The organism is Sulfurimonas sp., from assembly GCF_014859695.1.
GTDB lineage: Bacteria > Campylobacterota > Campylobacteria > Campylobacterales > Sulfurimonadaceae > Sulfurimonas.
The window spans coordinates 46,171-66,012 of sequence record NZ_JACUTS010000002.1 but is presented as its reverse complement, the minus strand read 5'-3'; the positions used below and the strand labels follow the sequence as shown (position 1 = coordinate 66,012).

Genomic DNA, 19,842 nt, shown 5'->3' with positions numbered 1-19,842 from the left:
TTAATATCTCATCTTACATGTAATCATTTTCTCAACAAGCAAGCGTCCAACTTCTACTTTGGTATCTACAATGGATGTAATATCCAAATCTTGAAGATTCTCCTTATCTTCAAGCGTAGCGACTTTTACTATCAGGTTGATATCTTTCGTATGTTTTAAAACAGCCTCGCAAATCGCTCTTTTTTTCTCTATATTATCAAGCGTCACTATAATTGCCGCCGAACTCTCTGCATGGAGTGCTTCTAAGAGTGAGAGTTTTGACATATCTCCCAAATATGCCTCTTTACCTGCGGATAGTGCCTCTTGAACATGCTTTGGGTTGTTGTCGATTATGACATACGGAGCACCAAGCACATCAAGATTTTTGGCGACAAATTTACCGATGGTACTGTAGCCGCAGACGATTACATGGTTCTTTCTGGATATAAATGCGGAGGTGTTAAGCCCCAGATATTGATGACGGCTTACATAGCTTACAAATCTGTTGATTCTTGAGATAAAAAACGGAGTCACTACCATTGAGAAGATAACCACAAGAACGAAAAGAGACTCAAGCTCCTTCTCCAAAAGACCGCCCATGCTTGCAACCGCAAAGATAACAAAAGAGAACTCTCCAACCTGTGAGATTGCAAGTGCTGTTTTTAAGGAGAGCACATGTGAAGATGTGATTCGCACTACAAGATAGGTAATAATGGTCTTTAAAACCAAAACAAGCAAAAAGATACCGACAATAAGCCAGAAGTTGTCGATAAAAAAGAGAACATCTACCTTCATGCCCACAACGATAAAGAATGTTCCAAGGAGTATATCTTTAAAGGGCGCAATGTCCGATTCCACTTTATGGTGGTACTTTGTCTCAGCTATAATCATCCCCGCAACAAATGCCCCTAAAGAGTATGTAAAGCCCATGTAGGAAGCTAAAAGTGCAGCAGAGACGACTATAAAAAGAACCGAACCCATAAAAAGCTCATCAACTTCGCTTGAAGCCGAGAAGTGCAGAAGCCAAGTCATGACTTTTTTTCCAACGATAAACATAAAACCGATAACAAAAACGGCACTTATAAATGTGTCTCTAACTATGAGAAGTACTGATTGATCGCCCTTGCTAATCAAAAATCCCAAAAGGATAAGGATTGGAATAACGGCAATATCTTGAAATATAAGTATCCCTGTCGCACGCTGACCGTAGGGGTTGTGTATCTCTTTTGAACTCTTTAAGTAACTAAGAACCACGGCGGTGGAAGAGAGGGCAAAAGCAAGCGAGAGGATAAGAGCAGAAGTTGACTCAAGCGAAAAGAGATAGTGGCTTATAGCGTAAACAACCAAGGCGGTAAATCCAACCTGCAAAAAGCCATTGAAAAATATCTCTTTTCTCATGCTGTTCATCTTAGCCAAGGATATCTCAAGACCTATCGTAAACATCAAAAAAACTATACCAAATTCTCCTATATGCTCTAGAGTTGCCGAGTCGTTCATGTACCTTAAATCGAGTGCATAAACCATAATAGTACCGGTAAATATGTAGCCTATTATCTGCGAAATGCCAAAACGCTTTAAAAACAGATTTAACACCGTGGAGATACCTAGAGCCATAACAATGTACAAAAGTGCTGAATCCATAAAAGTCTTTCAAATCTTAGTTTTAAGGGTTTTAAGAGCTCCCTTGAAGTAACGTTATTATAGCAAAAGAAACTTTGAGCTTTAAATATTTTAAAAAAATCATATACTTAAATTTAAGAGATTCTATACTATAATCGCGGCTATGTTTGACATTTTGGAGCTATTCTATGACTAGATATATTTTTGTTACCGGCGGAGTTTTAAGTTCTCTTGGAAAAGGGATAACGGCAGCCAGCATTGGCACACTCTTAAAACATGCCGGCATACAAGTCGGTATGTTAAAGATAGATCCATACATCAATGTTGACCCCGGAACCATGAGCCCGCTTGAACATGGGGAAGTTTTCGTTACAAAAGATGGAGCCGAAACAGACCTTGACATCGGAAACTACGAAAGATTTTTGGATTCTTCTTACCTTAAATCGAGCAACTTTACTACAGGTCAGGTATACTCTAGCGTAATTGAGAGAGAGCGAGCAGGCGGCTATTTGGGACAGACTATTCAGGTCATCCCACACATCGTCGGCGAGATTGTAAAACGTATAAAAGAGGCCGGAGAGGGTCATGAGATCCTTATAGTGGAGCTTGGCGGAACGGTAGGAGATATTGAGGGTCTTCCATTTATGGAGGCAATCCGACAGATGAAGCATGACGAAGAGGTAGAGGGAACATTTTTTGTTCATGTCACGCTTATTCCATACATCAAAGCGGCAGGCGAGCTAAAAAGCAAACCTACCCAGCACTCCGTTCAAGAGCTTCGCCGCATCGGTATAACTCCGCAGATGATAATTGCAAGAAGCGAGAATGCGCTCCCAAAAACATTCAAGAAAAAACTGGCAATGAGCTGTGACGTCTCCGCTGATAGCGTTATAGAGGCTCTTGATGCTGCAACTATTTATGATATTCCGATTACATTTTTAAGACAAAACATTTTAAAACCGATATCAAAAGAGCTCTCGCTTGGCGAACTAAATCCGGACATGGAGAAGTGGGACTCTCTTGTGAAAAAGATTGTTCAGCCTAAAAACCGCATTGTTTTAGGGTTTGTCGGAAAATATCTCGAACTAAAAGAGGCTTACAAATCTTTAACGGAATCTCTTATCCATGCAGGTGCGCATCTTGATACGCGCGTGGAAATTCATTGGGTTGACAGTGAAGAGATTGAGACAAGAGGCACGGAAGCACTTCTAAGCGATTGCGACTCAATCTTGGTTGCAGGAGGATTTGGAAATCGCGGAGTTGAGGGCAAAATCAAAGCCATAGAGTACGCACGCGTAAACAAAATCCCATATCTCGGTATCTGCCTCGGCATGCAGCTCACGCTTGTTGAGTATGCAAGAAACGTGCTTGGTTTGGAGGGTGCAAACTCCGTAGAGTTTGATGAAAACACACCTCATCCTATAATCTACCTTATTGACAACTTTATAGACCAAAGCGGAAATACGCAACTTAGAACACACAAATCTCCAATGGGCGGAACAATGCGTCTTGGAGAGTATCCATGTGACACTAAAGAGGGCTCGATTATACACAAAGCCTACGGCAGAGCAAAAACAATTTTTGAGAGACACCGCCACAGATATGAGGCAAACCCTACTTACAGAAAGCAGTTTGAAGATGCGGGCATGATTGTAACAGGTGAGTCAAACGGGCTTATAGAAGCGGTTGAGATAAAAGATCATCCATGGTTTTTGGGAGTTCAGTTTCATCCTGAGTTTACCTCAAGACTTCAAACTCCAAACCCTTCCATTCTTGCATTTGTTGAGGCAACTCTAAATATTTCACAGCAAAAATAGTTATGCATCTCTTTCTAAAGAAACTTCGTTTTGATGATGTACCTATATTAAACAAGTCGGCTCTTTTTGAGCTGCTCTCTCAAAGATTTGACACTCAAGAAAAAACACTCTCGCAAATCCCAAATCCAAATCTTCTCCATGATGCTTCAAGGGCAGCTAAAAAAATAGCCGCTGCCATAAGGGAGAATAAGAAAATAACCCTTGTGGGCGATTACGATGTTGATGGCGTAAGTGCAACAGCCATAATGGTCGACTTTTTCAGACAGATTCCCTACCCGCTTCAAACAATCATCCCAAACCGTTTCAGTGACGGTTATGGAGTAAGTCCAAACGTTTTAAAAAGAGTGGATGCAGACATTGTTATAACGGTGGACAACGGCATAACAGCCATAGAGGCTGCCAAGATCTGCAAAGAGCGAGGCATAGAACTCATAATTACAGATCACCACACGCCGCTAGAAACTCTTCCTGAAGCATATGCCATAGTAAATCCAAAATTATCACGCTGCTATTACCCGTTTGAAGAGATCTGCGGAGCTCAAGTTGCATGGCTTCTGCTTGGACTCGTAAAGAAAGAGCTCTCTCTTGACATCGACATGAAAGGGTTTTTGGATATTTTATGCATTGCGGTAATTGCTGACATCATGCCCTTAACAGACATAAATAGAGCCATTGTTAAAGAGGGATTGAAGGTTTTGATGCACTCGCAAAGACCCTCTTCTATTATAATAAGAGATTTTCTAAATAAAAGCTCCATCACATCTGAAGATATAGCCTTTGCAATTGCACCACGCATAAACTCTGCAGGGAGACTTGAAGACGCAAGCATTGCGCTGGAGTTTTTAACTGCACAAACAACAAATAAAGCCTATACGCAGTTCGAAAAGCTAAACTCCCTAAATGAGCTCAGACGCACAACAGAAGCTCAAACTACGAATGAAGCGTTTGAGCTTGTTAATGAAGAGGAGACTATTATCGTTGTTGCAAAAGAGGGTTGGCATGAGGGCGTTGTGGGGATTGTAGCCTCTAGGCTTGTAGATCACTTCTCAAAGCCGGCAATTGTCTTAAGCATAAAAAACGGCGTTGCCAAAGGGAGCGCCAGAAGCATAGGCAACATAAACATATATAAACTTATCAAGCAAAACAGCAGCCTTTTGGGCAAATTTGGCGGACATAAGATGGCAGCGGGTCTCTCTCTTGAGGATAAAAATATAGATTTATTTAAAGCTGCTCTTAACAAAAGTGCCTCAAAACTAAGCCCGGCAGACTTTCTCTCCCTTGAGAAGGTTATGGGCATACTTCCAAGCGATGAGATAGACTTTAGTCTCTTGGAGCTGCTAGAGAGCTTTGAACCATACGGAGAAGCAAACTTACGTCCGCTTTTTTTAATAAAAGATGCCCAAATATTAGAGATAAAATATTTCGGCAAAGATAAGTCGCATACAAAAGTACTACTTAAGCAATTTGCCCATGAGAGAAAACCGATAGAGTTAATACTTTTTAAAAAGAGTCTTGAAATGCCTAGTGAAAAAAAGTTAACCTGTAGTTACGGCGTGACAAAAAATGAGTTCAACTCACGTGTATCAGTTCAGCTTATTATAAATAAAATATATAATTATTAAGCAAAAATTACTCTTATAAATTACACATAAGCACCTAAAATAGCATTATTATAAGAAAAAACTACTATGTTTAAAAATATCTTAAGGCGCAAAGATGTAAAATTGATAACTTTATCACAAAAAAAGGAAAAATCATGAAGAAAAATAAGATCTTAGAAGAGATTTTAAATGAAGTAGATAAGCATCCGGAGGTTATGTCTCGTCGTGAGGCTTTAAAATACCTAACGGTGTCTCCGTTAGCAGCATCTGTTTTAGCTAGTGCTACCGTGGGGGCTGCAACTGCATCCGCATCTGCAGATGTTAAAGGTAAAATAGTTATTTTAGGTGGCGGCTTAGCAGGTATGAGTACGGCTGCACGTCTAAACAACACTATTTCGGATGCAGATATAACTGTTATAGAGCCGGATCCAATATCTGTTTCTTATCAGCCTGGTCAAACATTGGTTGCTAGTGGTGTTTGGGAAATTGATGACATTATCTACAAAAGAGATGATTTTGTTCCAAGCGGTGTTAAGCTTATCAAAGGCAGCGTAACTTCTATAGATCCTGAGAACAACAAAGTTATAGTTGATGGAAGCCAAGAGGTAACTTACGATCAGCTTATAGTAGCAGCGGGAGCAAATCTTAACTACGGGGCTATTAAAGGTTTAGAGGGTGAAATTACATCTTCTGGGAAAGATAATGCAGCTACAAAAAAGACAATTACACAAAATGGTGTACACTCTCTTTACTTCCAAGACGGTGCTGTTGCAACGTGGAAAGGTATCCAAGAGCTGATTAACACAGCAAAAGCTCACAAAGGACCTGAAAAACTTCAAGCGTTATTCTCTAACCCTAGAGGAGCTATCAAGTGTGGTGGTGCTCCACTTAAAATCATGTATTTAACACACGCTCGTCTTGTAGAAGCTGGTGTGCGTGATAAAGTTGAACTTACTTTCAACACAAACAATGGGGCACTATTTGGTATTCCAGATTATAATGTACCTATCGTTAAGCAGTTTGAAGAGAGAGATTTCAAAGTAAACTACAAGCACAACCTTGCTGAGATAGATCCGGCTGCTAAAACAGCAACATTCAACAAGTGGAAAATGGAGAAAAAAGAGTTTGAAGACGAAATGGGTGAACCAATCTTCAAAGAAGTAGAAGTAAGCGAGCCTGTTACATTCAAGTATGACTTTATACATGTTGCTCCTCCAATGAAAACACCTGATGTTGTTGGCAAATCAAAAATCGGTTCAGCTGGTAGCTGGGTTACCGTAAATAAAGAGACTCTTCAATCATCTTTCTTCCCTAATGTATGGGCTGTTGGTGACTGTGCCGGTGTTCCAATGGGTAAAACCGGAGGTTCGGCTCGTAAGCAGTACAAAGTCGTTGTTGACAACGTTATTGCTGCAATGGGCGGCAAAGAGCCGACTGCTAAATATGACGGATATACAGTTTGTCCACTTATTACAAGTATCGGTACTGTTATGCTTGCTGAGTTTGACTGGAGTAAAAAACCTACACCTTCATTCCCTCTTGATCCTACAAAAGAGAGATGGATTTACTGGTTGTTAAAAGTTTATATGCTTAAGCCAATGACAATCCACGGTATGCTTTCAGGTAGAGCATAAAAAGAACTACTAAATCCTCCTTTATGGAGGATTTACCCTTCGCATAGTATAATAACCCCCACAATTAAAATTTTACACAACACAGGAGATGAGATGAAAAAAGCTACTATCTTAGCTTCAATTGCCATGCTCTTTTCAATATCGCTAAATGCTTTTACATTAGGAAGTTTAGGTGAGTTTAAATTTGAGAAGATGAACCAAAATGTTTATGTTATGCATGGACCTGAAACAGAGCCTAGCAAAGAGAACGAAGGGTTTATGAACAATCCTGTCGTTGTTGAGAGTGAAAACGGACTTATCGTAATTGATCCGGGCGGAAACTACAACGTAGGTCAAAAAATTCTCGCTGAGATAGAGAAATTGAGCCCTAAGCCGATAATTGCTGTTTTTAATACACATAAACACGGTGACCACTGGTTTGCAAACAAAAATATTAGGGAAAAATACCCAGAAGTGCCAATCTATGCATTAACCTACATGATTGAGCAGGTTAAAGACAATTCAGCTGAAACTTGGTACGGTATCCTTGATAGACTCACTGGAAATCTAGAGGGCACGAAGCCTTTTACATTCCCGAGTGAAGGTGTTGAAAACAAGCAGACAGTTGTTGTTGACGGAGAGACTTTTATAATGCGCCACTTTGCAAAAGGGCATACCGACACGGATATACTTATTGAACATACAAACTCAAATACGCTTTTTATCGGGGATAATCTTATAACAAATCGTTTTGGAGCATTTGATGAATCTTCAAGCATTGTTGAAAACATAAAAGTGCTTGAGAAGATTAAAAATCAAGAGGACGGATTTAAAAAATATACACTTTATGTTCCGGGTCATGGTCCATCGGGCACTGAGATAAGCAAAACCGTAGAGCCATTTTTAAAGTACCTAAAAATTGTACTTGAGGGTGCCCAAAAAGCTTATGACGATGGTATAGCAAGCTATGAAATAAAGCCGGAAGTACATGAAAAATTAAAAGAGTATCACTCATGGGATGCCTATGAAGGTCAAATGGGCAAACACCTAATAAAAGCCTACTCAGAAGTAGAGATGCTAGACTTTTAAAACGGAGCTGCCTCTTTGCGGCTCTTGCTCCTCATTGCCAAAAATTTCAGTTCAAACACTACTTTTTTAATCTATAATATTTTATGCCTAAAATATACAAATGCCAAGAAGCAAAATCAGATATTACCCTATTAAAAGCACTGGATGATTCGCTTGTTGCCTATAATACCAAGTTTCATGGAGTTAAAATATTTGATCTTAACGAGTGTGAAATAAAAAAAAGTATTGCTAATGCTTATCTTAATACAAATGTAACGACCTCTGCTTTTAGTCCAAATCGTGAATTTTTTGCTTTTGTCAACAATAGAATTATTTATATTTTAGAGATACAATCTAAAGAGATTGCATATATCATTGAGACGTATGACGAAGATGTTGATATTGTAAGTTTTGACCCATCTTCAAACTATATTATAGCCGGAAGCAAAAACGGCAGAGTCCTTCAATACAAAACAAATCAGCCATCGCTTCTCTCCAGACTCTGCTCTTTTCCATACGACAGAAAGAGAATAACAAGAGAGAGCCAAAACTATGTAAGCTCATTTGCATTTTACAATAACTCTTTTGCATGTAGCGGCTATGGGGGTGCTATCTATATAATTGACCTCTACTCGCAGACAAACACAAGTATCCTTACCTACAACAAAACCCGCATTAACGCTCTTTGCTTTTTAAATAAAGATACGCTTATATGCGCAAAAGACAACGGAAAAGTAGACATTGTCTCACTCTTGGATGAAGAGAGTCATAAAAGTATAGATACGCCCATCGCATCAATTAATAGAGTAATTATAATGCCAAATCCAAACTATATTTTAGTAAGCGGTAACTCGAATATCATTACGATAATTGATGTGAAAAATTGCAAAATTGCGCATAGTAAATATATTGAGCTTGATTCTAAAATAAAATTTGTAGATATTCTAAAGAGTGATTCACTTGTTGTCGCGCTTCAAAACAACAATATCTTGCATATTGAACTTCCCGGTATCGCAAGATTAAAATCTCTAATTGCCCACAATGCGCTCAAAGAAGCCTTTGAGCTAATTGCCAAAGAGCCTATGCTTCAAGGCTCACATGAGCATAAAGCTCTCCAGCAGAGGTTTGAAAAAAGTTATGAGATTGCTCTAAAAGCACTCATTAACCAAAACAGAGCTTATGCCACCCAGATTCTAAACCCATACAGAGATATAAAATCAAAAGAGAGTGTCATAAAAGAGCTCTTTGTCGCTTTTGAAAACTACCTTAGATTTCAAGTGCTCTTTTTAGAAAAAAAGTATGCCCTTGCCTATGCCATCTGCTCTAAACATGAGCCTCTAAAAAGAACAGTTCAATATAAAAAAATGGAGCAGATTTTCAGACTCGCCTTCTCAAATGCCCAAAGACATATTGTACAAAATAACATAGCGGGTGCCAGAGCTCTTTTTGCAGATTACACCGGTGTAATCTCAAAGAAGCCTCTGATAAAACTTCTTCTTACACAAAACAGAGAGTTTGTAGACCTGCTAAGAGCCATACAAAAGAGGGATTTTCAAACCATTAACAAACTTGTAGATAAAAATGAACTCTTTAAGCAGATACCAAACTATATAGCTATGAATAACCAAATAGAGGAGACTCTCCTTGAGGTTGAAAAAAATATAAAAGCGGCACAAATCGACAAAGCAGAAGAGCTTCTGCTTACTCTTGAGGAGATTCCTCATATAGGCCAAAAGAGAGAAGAGCTGCACCTAAAATGCAAACATGCAAAATTGCTTCAAAATGCATATGAAGAGAACGACTTTAAGCGCTGCTATGAACTTTTAGATCTCTATAAGTTTCTAAGAAGCACAGAACTGGGAATGCTTCTTGAGAAACACTGGTCAAAACTTATGCAAAAATGCGAAGAGTACGCACTTGAGGGAAGTATAAAAGATATTAAAAAAACATTGGGTCAGCTTCTTGCTCTATCTAGCAGAAGCAACAAGGTAGGAGATCTTCTGAGGGTAAGCTTTCACGCAAGAGTAGGCATCCTGATGGAGAAAAATAATTTTAAGGGTGCAGAGGCGATAATCTATACCTATATAGATATATTTGGAGTAGACAGCGAGATTAGCCATCTTATGAAAAAGTTTGAAAAAATCTCATCTCATAAACTTGCCATAACACAATCACATGAAGACAGGCCTACAAGAGACAGCTGGAGATACAACGATATTATAATGAAGGGGCTGTGAGCTTTAAAAGCGCATCCAGAGTATCGTTAAAATCGCTCTTTTGCATCGAATTTTGAATTAAAAACTTCTCCATCTCACCTTTTTTAGCTATTGCTTCATCCAAGTCCGAATCTCCGCCCTTCGTGTACGCACCTATGCGAATCAACATCTCATTCTCTTTGAGGATTGTATAGAGTCTTCTAAACTTCAGAACTGCTTTGAGATGCTCGTCCGAGATGATGTCATTCATAACCCTAGAAGCAGAGTTTAGTATATGTACCGGCGGATATATCCCGAAGTCTGTAAGTTCGCGTGAGAGCACTATATGACCGTCTAAAATAGAGCGAGACTGATCTGCAATCGGATCGCTCATATCATCGCCCTCTATCAAAACGGTAAAAAAAGCGGTAATCGAGCCTTTGCCCTCCTCTTTTCCTGCACGCTCCATCAGCTGTGGAAGAAGTGTGAGTGATGATGGCGGGTAACCTTTTGAGGTCGGAGGCTCTCCAAGGGCCAAACCTATCTCTCTTTGAGCCATCGCAAATCTGGTCACGGAGTCCATGATAAAAAGAACATCAAGTCCCTGATCTTTAAAAAACTCAGCCACACTCATAGCAGCAAATGCGCCGTACTTTCTCATAAGCGGGGAGTCATCCGACGTAGCCACCACGATTACGGTATTCTCAAGGTTTCCGCCTAGATTTTTCTCTATAAACTCAGGAACCTCCCTACCTCTCTCGCCTATAAGTGCAACAACTTTTATGGGTGCATCGGAGCCTCTTACAATCATTCCCATAAGTGTTGATTTTCCGACACCGCTTCCCGCAAAGATTCCGAGTTTTTGACCTTTTCCGCAGGTCAAGAGCCCATCTATACTCTTTACCCCGACGCTAAAAATCTCATCTATCATGCCGCGCTTCATGGCTGCAATGGGTGCTTTAATAATCGGCATAAGTTTAGAGCCGTTTACAACTCCTTTACCGTCAATGGGTCTCATAAACGGGTCTACAACGCGTCCGAGCAGAGATTGACCCACCGGAATATTTAAACCTGTTTGGTCCAAAAAGACCCTATCTCCAGAACAAAATCCCTCCACAAAGCTAAAAGGCGTAATAAAAAATGTAGCACCGTCTATCTCGGTAACCATCCCGATAGTCTCTTGGTTGGTATCGTTTGAGATAATCTTTACTATGTCGCTTATACTTACTTTTAACCCGCGAGCAGTAATTACGGTTGCATTTATTTTAACAACCTCGCCGAATGCGACCGAATATTTTTTATTTGAGATTCTGTTTTTTAGTGAAGAAAAAGGCATTAAAAATCTCCCTGCTTTTGAGTCTGTCTAATAACGTGAACCCGTAGGAGAGTTTATCAAAGAGAAAAATTCGCTTCTTGTTTTCTCATCTTTTTTAAATAGTCCGCGTAGAGCCGATGATGTCGTAGTTGAGTTTATCTTCTCAACACCTCTCATCTCCATACACATATGCCTTGCCTGAATAACGACCGCTACGCCCTTTGGCGCTATGGTATCCATGATTGCATCGGCTATCTGCTCCGTCAACTGCTCTTGAATCTGCATACGACGGGCAAAAACATTTACGACACGTGGGATTTTTGAGAGTCCTACTACCTTTCCATCTGGAATATATGCCACATGCACACGCCCTATAATAGGCAGAAGATGATGCTCGCAAGTGGAGTAAAACTCTATATCTTTTAGAAGAACCATCTCATCGTTTGAGCTTGTAAATAGCGCAGATTTGAGTATCTCCCTAGGGTCTTCTTTATAACCGCCAAATATAAACTCATATGCTTTTTTAACTCTCTGAGGAGTTTTTAAAAGCCCCTCCCTCTCAGGATTTTCTCCCACATGAAACATCATGGTCTTTACCGCATTTTCAAATTTTGTATCTTCGTTATCGGACAATTTCACTGCCTTTGTAAGGTTTTTATAACGATAGAGTATCAAGAAATAGCTGAGAAAATGATGTGATGATTTTTTAAGAAGTTTTTTAGCACCATAAAATTCTTCTAAAGAACTTCTTGGACTTTTTCCAAAAAGAGCGGCACTGATGTAACATCTTTGTATATGCCTAAAAAGTAGCTAAGTTTCTCTTTTTGTTTATCAAAGATAGGACTAATCGTAACATCTTCATAAACCATGTTTCCATCTTTGGTATAGTTACAGATATTTACTTCTACAGACTTTTGCGCACTTATTGCTTCTCTTATCTGTTTAAGAGCTTCCTGCTCTGTATCGTTGCTATGTAAAAAGCGGCAATTTTGACCTACCGCTTCTTCATACTCATACCCAAACAACTCACAAAATGCCTCATTAACATAAATTATGGGGTTGTCATATTCATTTGGGCTAGTGACAACTATAGGATTTTTTGATTGCTCTATTATCTCAAAAAACTGCTCTTTAAGCTTTATGTATTTACTAATCTGCTCACTTTTAAGCATATAGTATCCGCCGTATATATTTACAAGATTAAGACATGGAGCTAATTTTCTAAGTCCTGTTATAAAATTGCGCACACTTTTTTCATTGAATTCTCTATCTAAGGAGTCATGCAGTTCATAAGATATATCTAAATTTAGAACAGGTTTGTTTATATGCTTAACTAAAAATTTAAACAACTTTTTCTGTGAAATGGACAATTTAATATCCACCCCCTCTACCGAGAGAGACTCTATTTCCATACTCCAGTAGCAGCTGCTTGATAATCTTATTAACTTATTGTTCTTCATGTTTCAATCTTATTTAAATTTTTTATTTGTTTTTATAGTATCAAGTTTTATTAAAATAGTGTATAAAATCATCCATAGGCAAGGCACTTGAGTGATAAAAACCTTGCGAAAAGTCACATCCGATTTTTTTTAATTTCTGATACTGCTCTTTAGTCTCTATTCCCTCTGCCTGTACTTTGAGATTAAACAGTTTTGCCGTATTTACTATAGATTTTACAATATTCAGATCATTTTCATCTTGAGCTATGTTTTTAATAAACAATCTATCTATCTTTAGCTTGTCTACTTTAAAATTTTTTAGATGATTAAGACTTGAGTGTTCGATTCCAAAGTCATCCAAAGCTATCTTAAATCCCATCAAATGGAGAGTTTCTATGTTCTCTTTTGCCACAGAACTATTTTTCATTATCTGATTTTCTACAATTTTGAGTTCTATTTGCGATTTATCTATGGAGTAGTTTTTAGATGTCTCTGATATATTTAAAGAAAAAGTTGGACTAAAAAACTGATCCTTTGATATATTGATAGAGATGATTAATTTTTTATTTAAAAAAGCTTTATTCATTATTGTCAAATCTTTTAAAACTTTTGAAACAACCATGCAGTTAAACTCTTTATCCATATCCCCCGATAAGATAAGTTCCAAAAACTCATTTGGTTCCAGTATGCCCCTTTTGCTATGATACCATCTCACAAGCGCCTCTGCCCCGACAATAGAGTTAGTACGAAAATCTATAACCGGTTGATAATGCATAACAAACTCGTTCTGTTCCAATGCTCTTCTTATCTCTGCTTTCATCGATAATTTTATAGCCGCTTCGCTTGACATCGACTTATTATAAATCCTAAAATCATCCTTTTTAGTTTTTTTGACTTCATACATGGCAATGTCGGCATTTTTTAAAAGGTCTTGGCTTGTTATTCCATGTTGCGGGTATACCGCTATACCGATAGAGAGCGTTACATTGAAGATGTGCGTATCTATCTCTATAGGCTCTCTGATTCTCTTCTGCAGCTTAAGTGCCAAACGTTCTATAATCTCTGTATTTTTTATATCTTTAGCTATTAAAACAAACTCATCACCGCCTATTCTAGCTACTATATCATCCTCTCTAACACTGTTTAAAAGTCTCTTTGCTATTGCAACAAGCATCTTGTCGCCTACATCATGACCGTATGTATCATTCACCTCTTTAAACTTATCTACATCTATAAAAAACAGAGCTATTTTTGAGCTATTGCGCGAAGATTCTTGAAGGATACTTTTGAGTTGTTTTTTAAAATAAGATCTATTTGGAAGCGTAGTCAGCGAATCATAATTTGCATGATAGTAGATTTTTTTGTCTGCTTCTTTTAATGTTGTAATACTTGAAGAGATATGGATAAGATATTTTGAAGTTGTATAAAAAAATAGAGATTCAAATAAAGTAGAATCTTCAAGTTCTTGAATACTGAAGCTCTTTGATGTAATTAGTTGAGATTTTATATACTCGAATGTTACCTCATATGGTTTAATCTTATCAAAATTTAAACTTTCTTTCTCTGACATCTCAATACCGTAAGCTTTTATGTAGTTACTGTTTGCATAGAAAAAATTTCCATTTTCTTCATAAACGGCTATTCTTGAAGGATGCAAATCTACAATATCTACAAAAACATTATTTATACTCAAAACTACCCCGTTGTCTTAAAAATTTAAAGAGATTAAACTATTTTGCTAAATTTGGGTAATAGTATCGAAAAAGTGTCTAGTAAATTACTACTATTGTACAAAGAGGTCGGAAATAAGTGGAGGTTTAATGATATGCGGGATCTCTTCCGCATATCAAAAATATTGATCTACATAATAAAAATATGCGGAACAATAAACGGATATTTTTTCATCTTTCTATAGATATGTTTTCTAACAACCTGACGAAGATCATTTTCGAGTGCTCTTGGATTCTCAAGAAGCCCCTCTTTGATATTTACAAGGAAGTGCTCTAAAACTTCCTCTATCTCTTTAGCAAAAAACTTATCTTGCTTGTCTGCAACAATTCCAAATGATGTCACTATCGGCTTAGATAGCATTGTCGAGTGCTGTCCGTCAATCTGAGCAACAATCATTACAACACCGTCTGATGCAAGTTTTTGACGATCTAGCACAATGTCATCTTCTATTTTATGGTTATTTTGATTGTCAATATATGTTTTACCCGTTCTTACGGTTTTTACTTTTCTCATATATTTAGGAGCAATCTCAATAGTGTCTCCATCATTCATGATATGTATATTACGCTCCGGAACACCACACATTACTGCAGTCTCTTTATGTTTCATAACATGATTGTACTCACCGTGAATCGGTAAAAAGAACTTAGGATTTACCAGACGGAGCATAAGTTTCTGCTCCTCAATGGAACCGTGACCGGACACATGTAGCTCTCTGTCTTGAGCTATTTTTGCTCCTGCACGCTGAAGATAGTTCAGCATTCCGGAGATTGAGCCTTCATTTCCCGGGATTGGGCGAGATGAGAGAACGATTAAATCGGTCGGCTTAATTTTGACATGTCTATGCTCGCCGATTGACATCCTAAAAAGCGCAGAACTTGGCTCGCCTTGTGAACCTGTAGTGATTATAAGAACATCTTTGTCGTTGAGATGCGCTATCTGGTCAGGTTCTACAAATATATTTTTTGGCAGTTTTATATAGTCATACTGCATTGCAACTTCAATGTTTCTCTCCATTGAGCGACCGATGACACATACTTTACGTCCATACTTTACGCCATACTGTATCGCCTGGTAAACACGGTGAACATTTGAGCTAAATGTTGAGAGGATTACTCTTCCCTCAGCCTTTGCAAACACTCTATCAAGCGCAGGTGCAACATTGAGTTCTGATAGTGTAGGTGCGATGTTATGAGAGTTGGTAGAGTCACTCAAAAGACAAAGAACGCCTCTATCGCCGTAATGAGCAAGTCTATGTAAATCTGCCGTATAGCCGTCTACCGGAGTATGGTCAATCTTAAAGTCACCCGTATGGATAATCGTTCCTGCGCTTGTTGTAATAGCCAATGATGACGAATCTATAATAGAGTGCGTCATGTGCATCCACTCTACTTCAAAATCATTGCCAATTTTATATAGTTTTCTTTTTTCGATAGGGTTGAGATACTGTTTAAAATCTTTTATATGGTGTTCATCAAATTTACTGCCTATCATAGCCAAAGGAAGAGGTGAGGCATATATAGGAAACTGCATCTCTTTATAGAGGTACGGCATCGCTCCGATGTGATCCTCATGGGCATGGGTAATGACTACTGCTTTAATTTTGTTTCTTATCTCACGAATATATGTAAAATCAGGCACCAAAATATCAACACCATGCATATCTTCATCAGGAAAACTCATACCGACGTCTACTAATATGGCCTCTTTTTCTGTTTCAATCACCATGATATTTCCGCCGATTTCACCAAGGCCTCCAAGCGGAGTTATGCGAATCTTCTCATTTGAGTTCAAATCTAGTTTATAGTGGGGATTAAGTCTCTGCTTATGCGCCTCTTGATTTATCTCGACAAATGCCTTTAAGTTATCATTTATTGGTGTGCTTTGGCGACGGCGACCTCTTGACGCGTTCTTATTTTTAGCGTTACCTGCGGGAGCGGCAGCTACTTGCTTGTTGTCGTCTTGACCACTTGGTCTACTTGGGTTGTTGTGTCTTTTATTGTTGTTATATTGTTTACGATTTTCTTGAGAAGTGCTTTTAACACTTTCTTGCTTCTCTTGTTCCATCCAAACTCCTTGTTAGTTTATAGAGTTGGTGATAGTCATTTGTACAGACCTGATGAGGACGAATCGTTTGTGCTAGGCTAAGTTTCTCAAAAACTTCTTGAAGTATATTTTTTTCATAAACGGCAGAGAGATTTTTCATAAGAGTTTTGCGAGGCTGCGTAAATGCAACTCTAAGCATATCCTCAAAATCTTTGTCAAATCTATCACTCTGTTTTTCTATCAAAAAAACTGCGGAGTCTATTTTTGGCTGAGGCTCAAAAGAACTTGGAGGGACCTTCACAATCAATTGTGCTTCCCCTGCACTTTGAGTTATAATACTCAAAGAACCAAATACCTTATCGCCTTCATGTGCGCAAAACTTCTCTGCCACTTCAAACTGTACCATTACAAGTATATTTTTGCATTTTGAATCTGCGAGGGCTTTTAAGATTATGTTAGTCGCTATATAGTATGGCAAATTCGCCACCAAATCATACGACTCATCTATAAGCTCACTCTTCCAAGTAGTCAATACGTCTCCACAATTAATGTGGAGCTGCTTGGTTGCGATCTCTTTTTCAAACTTTTTTTGTAACAGTTTACACAAATCGGTATCGACCTCAAAAGCTTCTACACTTTTGACATCTACTAAATATTTAGTTAAATCACCTAAGCCAGGCCCAATTTCTACAATTTTATTGTTATTGTTGGGCATCGCTTCGATGATTTTTCGTAAAACAGTCTCGTCTTTTAAGAAATTCTGTCCGAACTTCTTTTTAGCTATAATTTTTTCCATTGACTGACATCATATAGTAATTTTGCTTACAATTGATTAATATCAATAAAAATAACTTTAGTGTATACTACTTTTTTAAAGCTGAATTTATTGTTAAGAGGCTATTATTAGACAATCGTATAATAATTATAAATAAAACCACATTATTTTATGTTTCATGTGAAACATTTGAAATACCAAAACTAACTATAAGCCATTGTGTGTATAATTTCACTATATTACAAAAGGTAGAGTTTTGAACTATTTTGCAAAAAGAATTATTCCATGTCTTGACGTTAAAGATGGACGCGTTGTCAAAGGTGTCAATTTTGTCGGACTTAAAGATGCGGGCGATCCGGTAGAAGTCGCAAAGAGATATAACGAAGAGGGAGCGGATGAAATTACATTTTTGGACATCACTGCTTCAAGCGACAACCGCGATACTATTGTAGATATAGTAGCTCAGGTTGCGCGCGAAATCTTTATCCCCTTAACAGTCGGCGGCGGAATCAGAAAACTTGATGATATATACAAACTTTTAAATGTCGGATGCGACAAAGTAAGCGTAAACTCTGCCGCGATTAAAAGACCGGAGCTTATAAACGAGGGTGCAAAAAGATTCGGTTCGCAGTGCATTGTAACTGCAATCGATGTCAAAAAAACAGGCAATAGATATAACGTCTATCTAAACGGCGGTCGAGTAGATACAGGCATAGATGCCCTAGAGTGGGCAAAAGAGGTAGTTGATCGCGGAAGCGGTGAGATCCTTTTAACCTCAATGGATGCAGACGGAACAAAGGCTGGATTTGAGCTAAACATAACCGAGCAAATTAGCCGTGCAGTTAATGTCCCAGTTATCGCAAGCGGCGGAGCGGGAACTATGGAGCATATAAAAGAGGCGTTTTTGCACGGTGCTGATGCGGCACTGGCAGCAAGTATCTTTCACTACAAAGAGATAGATATTATGGATCTAAAACGCTATCTTCACGATAACAACATACCGGTAAGACTTTAATGATAATATGCGCAGGAAACAGCGAAACTTTCGATTTTGCTACTCCAATGGGAGTAGGGCTAATTGAATCCGCTATAAATCTCACAAGGCTCTGCCTCTTTGATAAGCCTGAATTTTTACTCTTTGTAGGAAGTGCAGGGAGCTACGGCGAGCATAAGATATTTGACATCATTGAGTCCAAAACAGCTTCAAATATAGAGCTTGGTTTTTTAAGTAACGATGCATATACCCCTTTGGATAATGTAATCTCTACTAACACAGAGCGAACAAAAAAAGATGTTATAGTCAACTCATCAAACTACATCTCAACAAACGAAGAGCTAACAAAAAAGTTTCTAAACCTCGACATAGGCATAGAAAACATGGAGTTTTTTGCTGTTTTAAAGGTAGCGCAGGAGTTTGATATTCCTGCCGGAGGAGTCTTTTGTATAACTAACTACACTAACAAAAATGCGCATGAAGATTTTTTAAAAAATCATGAAGAAGCAAAAAAAATTCTAGAGCAGCATGTAAAAAAAAGAGTTACGGAGCTTACTAAAAAATGAAACCTTCACTTCTTGATTTTAAACTAACAGAGCTACAAGAGATTGTAAAACCCTCATTTAGAGCAAAACAGATTTACGGCTGGCTCTATCATAACTATGCACAAAACTTTGATGAGATGAAAAACATACCAAAAGCACTCAAAGATGAGCTATCAGAAAAATTTGTCGTAAATCCTCTAAAAATAATAAAAAAAGAGATATCAAGTGATGGCACAATCAAGTACCTTTTTGAACTCCAAGACGGCAAAACCATAGAAGCAGTATGGCTAAAGATGAAAGAAACGCTCACGGACGAAGCCGGCGAAGTTACACAAGAGGCGAAATATACCATCTGCGTATCCACGCAAGTCGGCTGTAAAGTCGGTTGTGCATTCTGTTTGACTGCAAAAGGCGGTTTTACAAGGGATTTAACCGCAGGAGAGATAGTAGGGCAGGTTATTGCATTAAAGCGCGATAACGAGCATAAGCATAACAGAATGATAAATATAGTCTACATGGGAATGGGAGAACCTCTCGATAATCTTGATAATCTCGCACGTGCTATTGAGATTTTCAAAGAGGAAGAGGGGCTATGCATATCGGGCAAAAGACAGACCGTATCTACAAGCGGGCTTAGCAGCAAGATAGATAAGCTCGGAGAGATGGATCTGGGCGTTCATATAGCCATTTCACTTCATGCGGTTGACGATGAGCTTAGAACTGAACTTATCCCTATGAACAAAGCGTACAATATCTCCTCTATTATAGAAGCTGTTAAACGCTTTCCAATTGACACTAGAAAAAGAGTTATGTTTGAGTATTTGGTTATTAAAAATAAAAATGATGATATAGCTTCTGCTAAAAAGCTTGTAAAGCTCCTCTCAGACATAAAAGCTAAGGTAAACCTTATCTATTTCAATCCTTATCCGGGGACAGAGTATGAGCGACCTTCAAAGAGCGATATGATAGCTTTTCAGGAGTATCTGCTAAATCATGGGCTTTTATGTACTATTCGTGACTCTAAGGGAATCGATATAAGCGCTGCATGCGGACAGCTAAAAGAACAAACCGGCAACGAGTTATCATGAGCTATGTAGAGATATT

At 38.3% G+C, this 19,842-nt stretch carries 15 protein-coding genes; 8 read left to right on the top strand and 7 right to left on the bottom strand.

The window, feature by feature from the left end; translation table 11 throughout:
• Positions 1 to 1,620 carry a cation:proton antiporter gene (locus IBX42_RS01065; protein WP_294927470.1) on the bottom strand — a complete coding sequence of 540 codons (1,620 nt, stop codon included), beginning with the start codon at positions 1,618 to 1,620 and terminating at the stop codon, positions 1 to 3.
• Positions 1,621 to 1,787: 167 nt separating this feature from the next.
• Between IBX42_RS01065 and IBX42_RS01060 the strand changes: the two genes are divergently transcribed.
• From IBX42_RS01060 to IBX42_RS01040, 5 genes are all read left to right on the top strand, one after another.
• The gene (locus IBX42_RS01060; protein WP_294927467.1) at positions 1,788 to 3,416 is read left to right on the top strand and encodes a CTP synthase; all 1,629 of its coding nucleotides are present in this window, start codon (positions 1,788 to 1,790) and stop codon (positions 3,414 to 3,416) included.
• A gap of 2 nt (positions 3,417 to 3,418) precedes the next feature.
• The gene (gene recJ / locus IBX42_RS01055) at positions 3,419 to 5,038 is read left to right on the top strand and encodes a single-stranded-DNA-specific exonuclease RecJ (protein ID WP_294927465.1); all 1,620 of its coding nucleotides are present in this window, start codon (positions 3,419 to 3,421) and stop codon (positions 5,036 to 5,038) included.
• Positions 5,039 to 5,172: 134 nt separating this feature from the next.
• Positions 5,173 to 6,651 (top strand): FAD/NAD(P)-binding oxidoreductase, encoded by a 1,479-nt coding sequence (locus IBX42_RS01050; RefSeq protein ID WP_294927463.1) that lies wholly within the window; start codon positions 5,173 to 5,175, stop codon positions 6,649 to 6,651.
• 93 nt (positions 6,652 to 6,744) lie between these two features.
• The gene (locus IBX42_RS01045; protein ID WP_294927461.1) at positions 6,745 to 7,719 is read left to right on the top strand and encodes an MBL fold metallo-hydrolase; all 975 of its coding nucleotides are present in this window, start codon (positions 6,745 to 6,747) and stop codon (positions 7,717 to 7,719) included.
• 83 nt (positions 7,720 to 7,802) lie between these two features.
• Positions 7,803 to 9,935, top strand: a complete 2,133-nt coding sequence (locus tag IBX42_RS01040; protein WP_294927458.1) for a WD40 repeat domain-containing protein — start codon at positions 7,803 to 7,805, stop codon at positions 9,933 to 9,935.
• Here IBX42_RS01040 and fliI read toward each other — a convergent pair.
• The 6 genes from fliI to rsmA form a co-directional block, all read right to left on the bottom strand.
• Entirely contained in the window at positions 9,916 to 11,229 is a 1,314-nt protein-coding gene (fliI, locus tag IBX42_RS01035; RefSeq protein ID WP_294927455.1) for a flagellar protein export ATPase FliI, read from the bottom strand. The genes IBX42_RS01040 and fliI overlap by 20 nt on opposite strands.
• A gap of 27 nt (positions 11,230 to 11,256) precedes the next feature.
• Positions 11,257 to 11,841, bottom strand: a complete 585-nt coding sequence (gene folE, locus IBX42_RS01030) for a GTP cyclohydrolase I FolE (RefSeq protein WP_294927452.1) — start codon at positions 11,839 to 11,841, stop codon at positions 11,257 to 11,259.
• A gap of 104 nt (positions 11,842 to 11,945) precedes the next feature.
• A complete protein-coding gene (locus tag IBX42_RS01025) occupies positions 11,946 to 12,668 on the bottom strand; it encodes a PAS domain-containing protein (RefSeq protein ID WP_294927448.1) in 723 nt (240 codons plus the stop codon).
• Positions 12,669 to 12,708: 40 nt separating this feature from the next.
• Positions 12,709 to 14,340, bottom strand: a complete 1,632-nt coding sequence (locus IBX42_RS01020; RefSeq protein WP_294927445.1) for an EAL domain-containing protein — start codon at positions 14,338 to 14,340, stop codon at positions 12,709 to 12,711.
• 167 nt (positions 14,341 to 14,507) lie between these two features.
• Positions 14,508 to 16,445: a ribonuclease J gene (locus IBX42_RS01015; protein ID WP_294927442.1), complete on the bottom strand. Its 1,938-nt coding sequence runs from the start codon at positions 16,443 to 16,445 to the stop codon at positions 14,508 to 14,510.
• A complete protein-coding gene (gene rsmA, locus IBX42_RS01010; RefSeq protein WP_294927439.1) occupies positions 16,417 to 17,220 on the bottom strand; it encodes a 16S rRNA (adenine(1518)-N(6)/adenine(1519)-N(6))-dimethyltransferase RsmA in 804 nt (267 codons plus the stop codon). The genes IBX42_RS01015 and rsmA overlap by 29 nt, the downstream gene beginning before the upstream one ends.
• A gap of 235 nt (positions 17,221 to 17,455) precedes the next feature.
• Between rsmA and hisF the strand changes: the two genes are divergently transcribed.
• From hisF to rlmN, 3 genes are read left to right on the top strand one after another with little or no spacing between them, the layout of a single operon-like run.
• Positions 17,456 to 18,214 (top strand): imidazole glycerol phosphate synthase subunit HisF, encoded by a 759-nt coding sequence (gene hisF, locus IBX42_RS01005; RefSeq protein WP_294927437.1) that lies wholly within the window; start codon positions 17,456 to 17,458, stop codon positions 18,212 to 18,214.
• A complete protein-coding gene (locus IBX42_RS01000; protein WP_294927434.1) occupies positions 18,214 to 18,759 on the top strand; it encodes a purine-nucleoside phosphorylase in 546 nt (181 codons plus the stop codon). The genes hisF and IBX42_RS01000 overlap by 1 nt, the downstream gene beginning before the upstream one ends.
• Positions 18,756 to 19,826, top strand: coding sequence for a 23S rRNA (adenine(2503)-C(2))-methyltransferase RlmN (rlmN, locus tag IBX42_RS00995; RefSeq protein WP_294927431.1), 1,071 nt, complete (start codon positions 18,756 to 18,758; stop codon positions 19,824 to 19,826). The genes IBX42_RS01000 and rlmN overlap by 4 nt, the downstream gene beginning before the upstream one ends.
• Positions 19,827 to 19,842 lie beyond the last annotated feature (16 nt).

Bases quoted from the DNA above. Each gene is read 5' to 3' on its own strand.
- IBX42_RS01065 (WP_294927470.1), bottom strand. From the start codon at position 1,620: ATGGATTCAGCACTTTTGTACATTGTTATGGCTCTAGGTATCTCCACG.
- IBX42_RS01060 (WP_294927467.1), top strand. From the start codon at position 1,788: ATGACTAGATATATTTTTGTTACCGGCGGAGTTTTAAGTTCTCTTGGA.
- recJ (WP_294927465.1), top strand. From the start codon at position 3,419: ATGCATCTCTTTCTAAAGAAACTTCGTTTTGATGATGTACCTATATTA.
- IBX42_RS01050 (WP_294927463.1), top strand. From the start codon at position 5,173: ATGAAGAAAAATAAGATCTTAGAAGAGATTTTAAATGAAGTAGATAAG.
- IBX42_RS01045 (WP_294927461.1), top strand. From the start codon at position 6,745: ATGAAAAAAGCTACTATCTTAGCTTCAATTGCCATGCTCTTTTCAATA.
- IBX42_RS01040 (WP_294927458.1), top strand. From the start codon at position 7,803: ATGCCTAAAATATACAAATGCCAAGAAGCAAAATCAGATATTACCCTA.
- fliI (WP_294927455.1), bottom strand. From the start codon at position 11,229: ATGCCTTTTTCTTCACTAAAAAACAGAATCTCAAATAAAAAATATTCG.
- IBX42_RS01025 (WP_294927448.1), bottom strand. From the start codon at position 12,668: ATGAAGAACAATAAGTTAATAAGATTATCAAGCAGCTGCTACTGGAGT.
- IBX42_RS01015 (WP_294927442.1), bottom strand. From the start codon at position 16,445: ATGGAACAAGAGAAGCAAGAAAGTGTTAAAAGCACTTCTCAAGAAAAT.
- rsmA (WP_294927439.1), bottom strand. From the start codon at position 17,220: ATGGAAAAAATTATAGCTAAAAAGAAGTTCGGACAGAATTTCTTAAAA.
- IBX42_RS01000 (WP_294927434.1), top strand. From the start codon at position 18,214: ATGATAATATGCGCAGGAAACAGCGAAACTTTCGATTTTGCTACTCCA.
- rlmN (WP_294927431.1), top strand. From the start codon at position 18,756: ATGAAACCTTCACTTCTTGATTTTAAACTAACAGAGCTACAAGAGATT.